The organism is Vibrio sp. 947 (assembly GCF_033339115.1).
In the GTDB taxonomy this organism is placed as follows: domain Bacteria; phylum Pseudomonadota; class Gammaproteobacteria; order Enterobacterales; family Vibrionaceae; genus Vibrio; species Vibrio alginolyticus.
In genome coordinates, this window is record NZ_JAWOTX010000025.1 from 77,348 (window position 1) to 83,750 (window position 6,403).

A 6,403-nucleotide genomic window follows, 5' to 3' on the forward strand; every position below is an offset into this window, starting at 1 on the left:
ACCCCTTAATTATTTATGCTTTCTACGTTTTTTAGTTCCTGGTCTTGTTTTGAATGATTTACCATCAAAACCTTTTGCATCTCTCAAGTGCTCATCTGCAATTTGAATAATTTCTTCCTGAGTTGAACCTAGAACTCCACAGCAAAACATCTCAATCTCTTGGTAAGCCTGCTGAGGGTAAAATTGCTTTTGGAATTGTAGTAATCTCAGGTTTGTATTGGTTTCAATATTCAATGAGCATGACTGGAAATTATAGTTAATTCGATGTACTTTTAGGTATGGCGTATTGTAGTTTACAAGCAATTGGCGATAAAAATCACTATCATTTGTAGGTTTAAAAGCATTGAAAATTCGCTCAATGATGTCAAACCAATATGCTTCACCATAATCTGTGTCCTTGAAAGCGCCTAGATTGCTCATATTGGTGATAAATCGCTTTGCCGATACAGCATCGTAAAAGGTTAGATAAGGCATTTCTCGCTCTGATTTAACGCCATTTAGCGACATGTATTCAATGACCTTTTCTAATCCAGTTCTAGTAGTATTGAATTGATGGAATGCTTCACTACAGAATGTGATTAAAGGGTAATTCTTTCCACAAAAAATCAAAACTCCAACTTCAATAAATGGATCTGAGTATCTAGTACCCCAAGTATTACGTCTTGAGATGTCGCGGAAAATTTTCCTAAGTTCCTTTGCTTCAAGTTGCAGTAACTTGTCGATTACTTCAATCGCTGAAACTTCCTGTAGCAGGTGCGTTTTCTTATTACGTGCAAAGACGTAGTTATCATCTGACTGACCAAAAGCTGTACAAGAGTCGTAATAATCACTATCTTTAGAAATAATTTTCATTTTCACATTCCTTATTTATTGTTCTTATTATACACATCGAATGCTGGTCGTCAATTTTTTTACAAATAAAAACCCTCTTGTTTTAAGAGGGTTTGATGTTTATTTCTCTATCTTAAAAGGAACTTTTAGAGACTTTGCTGTTTGAGCAACATGAGAAAGCGGAGTTCCATTTCTCACTATGATTGCAGAAGCGTTCATGCAATCCATCATATATGAGATAGGTATAAAATCATCTTTAATCACTGCCTTTGCCTGATCATTTTCTGAAAGCATTAAGAACTCATCAACAGAATATGTTTCACCAGAAAATGAACCTTCTACTACGACTATCATTTCATTCATATTATTAGTTTCAGTGGTATCTTCAATGAAGATTTTTTCATCCAGTTGTGAAATTGTACTACCAGCTACTCGACTAATATCTGTAAACTCTGAGCAAAGTTCATTTCTCAGCCTAATCAAAGCAATAGATACGATTAAGTGCAATACATCTTTATATGTTGTGGAACTCAAGTTACTATTTTCTGTACTTACTTGTACAGGCTTATCAGCGAGATCATATCCTGGCAATTCACCAAACTTAGAAACCGCACTGGTAACGCAATTCAGTATGATACTGTCGCGAACTGTTTCAAAGAGTATACTGCTACCACTAAAGTACAAAGTTATGATTGGATCAATAATCTGTTTAATCAAATTAACCTTAGCATTTATAGTGATCGAGTTAGACAGGTCAATTTCAGACAATTCTTTAGTGATCGCGACAAGACGGGTTTGTGTCGCAATATAGCTTAAACTTTGGTTAGGCTCGACAACCTTAAGCATGGACATGCTTCCCTTTGCCAAGACAATCCTACCTTCACTCAGGCTGCTCAATACAGATGTTCCTAAAATAGAAGAACTCTCATTAAATACAACAGAGTATCGACCATTCAATGCATTACGCGTCTGTTCGTGAGAATATTCTACACATTGATGTCTAACTTGAAAAATCTCAATTTTTCCAAATCTGGTAATGCCAAATTCAACTATTACTGGAACACCTTCAATAGCTTCGATTTCTTTCAGTTTTTTGAGTAATCTAGCCTTTGTAATTTTTGAATCTGACCAATTCTTGCAGTTACCTTCCCTATCTATTTCATAGTAAGAGCTAGAAGTTCCCAGCGTAACCGAATCATTAGCGCCCAAGGATATGCCAACTAACCCTATGTTTGTACCAATTGACTGCATTACACCTTTCAGTGTTGTCTCCACATATGGAACGAGCCAGAATTGGATATCATCTTGCTTTAGCAAGATGTTTGCATCCTTAATTGCGGCTTCATAGACTTGCATTGCGTCTTCTTTTCCGCTTATCAAGTAACTTTCAAATTTTCCAGAAACGTCCATTTCTTCTTTAGTTAAATGATTAGATCTCAACAGATATTTTTTGTTTTTTACATGTCGAAGTAAGTCCTCCTTGTTTTCAATTATCCAGCCAGCTTTACAGTTTGTAAGATGCTTTACTGTTAAAAGATATTTCTCACCAATACGAGCCTTATCTTCTTTAATTTTCTTACAGCTAAATGCAATGGCAAGAACACCACCTATTGAATAGAATGAAAGCACGTAATTAATCATACTACTTACACTTATGAAGCTATAAGCTAGCCAGTACGCGATCAGAGAAAATATCGCATATTTGCACTTATCTGTGGTCACATAAATGTACGTTGCTAACAGCGGTGCAGCAAATAACACACCAAAAATCTCTAAATCTATCAACTTGGGATTCAAGTGGAAAAAGTTGACAAGAATGTATGAAATTACAATAAAACCAATACTTGATGTTTTAGAAACATTTCCGTTTTTAGAGACCGATAAAGCACCAAAAATCAGGCTAACAACTATCAACGCATAAATATTAATCTCTCTGTCTTTATCTAAAAACTCATAGTTTATAACTGATAGTAGTTTAGTTAACGGTTGAAGAATATTGTCATCGTAACTAGCTATATGCTCACCATTTATAACTGACCTTTCAAATGCTCCAAAGTACATAGAGTAATGGTAAGTGAATCCTTTGAATTTAAATCCGTTGTCAGCAAGATTCTTAGCTAAAAGTTTTCCTAATAATGAACTGAACAGATCATGCGAGGCTATAACCAATTTATCATTTTTGTATCTTTTCAATGGTTCAAGGTTAACTAGCAAAGAACCATTTAAACTGAAAATGTTTAGTTTCGATGCGTTGATAGAATTGTCTCTACCCATTGTGTCAACGCATTGCTCAGTAAAACAAATGTAAGTAAAATAATCAAAATTGCTATAGCTTCTAGCATGAATCTCTATAGGTGAATAATATCTATTTTCATTTATATGTGATTTCGTTACAACAGGGTCATCACTTCTTAATGAAATTTCACGGATTAATTCAGAATTGCTTGTAACATAAAAATCCTTAACCCCTGATTGCTCAGAAAGGATATTCAGTAAACCATTCTTATAATTGTAAAAACTCTCAGAGCTTGAAAAGTTATCATTTTTATTTATTAGAACAATCGTTTTTTTGTTTCGATTAATCTTGGTATATATTGAAGACCAGTATTTATCTCCATACGCGTAAGCTAGATCTACATCTAAATAAATCATATCTTCTTTATATATCTGAGAAATAGAAGAAATGAATCGAGAGGCTACAATAATATTAAAATCATCGAGAAGCTTTGCTCTTCTCGCATTAAATTTCTCAATAATCGGAAAATCATAATCTTCAAAGTCATATTCTCTGAAATTTTTGACGCAAGTTTTTTGCTCACAATTAAATGTTGCCAACTCAGGCTTAACTAACATAACCTTGGTATTTGTATTCTTAGCCACCTTCTCACTGAAATCGAGTAAGGTTTGATAGGAATGCGATCTTAATAATACATAGTCAAACTTATTAGCATTAATGTAATCAATAGCTTTGTTGTACTCAGCGTAACCATATGTATTATTGTTATTTAAGTAAATATTTCGGACATCTTGAATTTTTATTAAGCTTACTCGCTTACCAGAGTTGATGACTTCAGGAACCATTGCAATAGGTAAGAATCTGTCGGAGTTGATTTGAACACTTTCACTTGATTCGAAATATGTTTGCTTTAAGCTGAATTTTTCTACTCTATGATCGACTACGTTTTCAAAGATGAAATACGTAAGTAGCACCAACATTCCAACCATTGCAAAAAGCATGTGTTTCTTATTTCTTATACCCACCCCACCAGAAACAATAGCAAGAAGTATTGGAACTAAATAGCCAATGCTGTTGATCGCCATAATCGGAAATGCGGAAGCGTTAAAGCTTACTGCCAATAGAGAGCTTCCTGCAATGACGTTGCGTAAGATTGTATTCATAAGTTTATAATTTATTTATTGATATTTAAATAGGAATTCATCGAAATATAACACGAAAATTCATAAAAAAAGAGGGCATAAAGCCCTCAATATCAATATTATCTTTTGTCTGCTTACTTTTTCTTTCTGCGACTGTAAGCAGTGGCTCCTAAAGCAATCAGAACACCTAGACCAAAACTACCACCAGATTTATCTCCTGAATCACCATTACCGTCTGTAGCATTGTCGTCATCATCACCGACAAAGTCTGGGTCTTCTCCTGAGTTACCACCCACTTCACCCTTGTCAGTGTATGAAGGCATATTCTCATCAGCAAGAGGATCATAGCTAAACACGGTCATTTGAGCTAATTGGTTAACTACATATTCTTCACCAATCTCAGCAGTGATTGTGTTTTTAATCCAGTCTACATAGTCAGCAATATTAGTAAATTCAGAGTAGTTATTGTTGTCACAGTTATCCTTACCGATAGAGGCAATGCCAGCTAGTCGCAGACCTTTGTTGTTATCCCCTGCATTATTTGGGTTTTTCCAAATTAGTGGAGCGCCAAGATCTCCGTAACACATGCCTTGTGTGTATTCAGGATGTGGGGTAGTACCACAATGTGTCAAGCGAGTATTGTAACCATCACACTTATCATTTGGCACACCAGATAGGTAATCACGCTTTAAAGCGCCATCTAGCGAGCCTTGATAACCAGTTGTTACAAACAACGGTAAACGTTCCTGGTTCTCTACCCAGAAATCTGATTTTTGCTGCGTTAAAACATTTTCATCTTCGTCAGCGGTCATTAATTGAATTACACCGTTCATTGGGAAGCTGCTTTCATTGAACTTGACCAGTGCAATATCGTTTGCATCAGCAGGGTTTCCAGTAGCGCTTGAGTGTACGAAGAACTTATCGATATTTAGTGTTGCTAGACCTTCACCATCATAATCTGGGAATGATACTTGCGCACTTTCGATGTCATTCTTATCAAGACCCTTTGACACATCAAAGAAACACTGAGCAGAAGTTACAGCCCACTGAGTGTCAATGATTGCACCGCCACATACTTTTGCTTCTTCAACGCCATTCATTGTAGTGATTACCTTAACTTGCCAAGGGTAATTACTTTCAAGAACTTCAACACCGCCAGTAGTGACTTGTTCTGTTCCATTAGTGGTGCTTGCTAAAGCAAGAGGGCTTGATACAGCAGTCATTGCAAGAATAGCAGATAGTAACTTTTTACTTTTCATAAAAACTCCGTTATGGCGTTAAAGCCTTGATAAACTAATTAAAATCAGAATGTTAATCACTTTGTATGTTTTGAATTATACACTTGCAGGATTAAGTGTCAATAATATTTACTGAAATAAAATCGATTTCAAAAGTTAATTTGATTTGAATCAATTTCTTGTTTGGTTGCTAACTTTATATTTTATTTTATTAACTATTTTATAGCGGCATGTTACAATATTATAAAAATAATATTGGAAACGGCAATGAACGTCACAAATCGCTTACAAACTGATTTTTCAGGTTTTTTTGATGAAATAAGTGAGTCACACATTAGACTAAGAAGTGGCCTAGAAATAAAACTTACTGATTCGGTACGGAAGTCCTTTGAGGATATTTTTAATTCAAATTCTAAAATGGAAAAGGTCAAAACCATTCTGAATATGGAGAAAGTCACTTATCCCGATGGAAATCCATTCGTAAACGGTGAAGACAGACTCTTAGTTCCATTGAGCAGTAAATCTAAACTAAAAGAGATAACAACACACTCTCCAGAATCCGTAATAGGCTATATAGCCACAGATGATTGGAGCAACAACGATTTAGAATGCGCCTATGTGTATGACAACAACCTGGATACCCTAGTCCATCAACGCAGATTTGATATGCTGGGGGGAGTACAAACTGTTGACGCATACCTTAACACCCCAACGACAGTGGGTAAAATAGCATTTACCAATGATTTAGTCTCAATGGAAGACAAGCTTAATATCTTTAACTCGTCACTTCCTGACCCAATACCTAACTTCAAGATTGGAGATGTTTTTGTAATGCCTCTAAGGGATGGGTACAGAACTGAGGTAACAAAACAATCTAAATTCTACCCAAAAGCGCCAAGTGCTCCATCTAAATCTAATGAGCCTAAGCGAAATTAATTTAGGTGGTGGTGAAAGGC

Annotated in this window: 4 protein-coding genes; 1 reads left to right on the forward strand and 3 read right to left on the reverse strand. The window is 35.5% G+C overall.

Going from position 1 to position 6,403, the window contains the following annotated elements; all coding sequences use genetic code 11:
• Positions 1–9 precede the first annotated feature (9 nt).
• The 3 genes from R7Q39_RS23870 to R7Q39_RS23880 all read right to left on the reverse strand — a co-directional run bounded on the left by R7Q39_RS23870 (position 10) and on the right by R7Q39_RS23880 (position 5,468).
• Positions 10–852 carry a hypothetical protein gene (locus R7Q39_RS23870; RefSeq protein ID WP_258636523.1) on the reverse strand — a complete coding sequence of 281 codons (843 nt, stop codon included), beginning with the start codon at positions 850–852 and terminating at the stop codon, positions 10–12.
• A gap of 99 nt (positions 853–951) precedes the next feature.
• The gene (locus R7Q39_RS23875; protein ID WP_318076966.1) at positions 952–4,230 is read right to left on the reverse strand and encodes a hypothetical protein; all 3,279 of its coding nucleotides are present in this window, start codon (positions 4,228–4,230) and stop codon (positions 952–954) included.
• A gap of 113 nt (positions 4,231–4,343) precedes the next feature.
• Complete coding sequence (locus tag R7Q39_RS23880) at positions 4,344–5,468, reverse strand: trypsin-like serine protease (protein ID WP_318076967.1); 1,125 nt, start codon at positions 5,466–5,468, stop codon at positions 4,344–4,346.
• A gap of 246 nt (positions 5,469–5,714) precedes the next feature.
• Between R7Q39_RS23880 and R7Q39_RS23885 the strand changes: the two genes are divergently transcribed.
• Entirely contained in the window at positions 5,715–6,383 is a 669-nt protein-coding gene (locus R7Q39_RS23885) for a hypothetical protein (protein WP_318076968.1), read from the forward strand.
• Positions 6,384–6,403 lie beyond the last annotated feature (20 nt).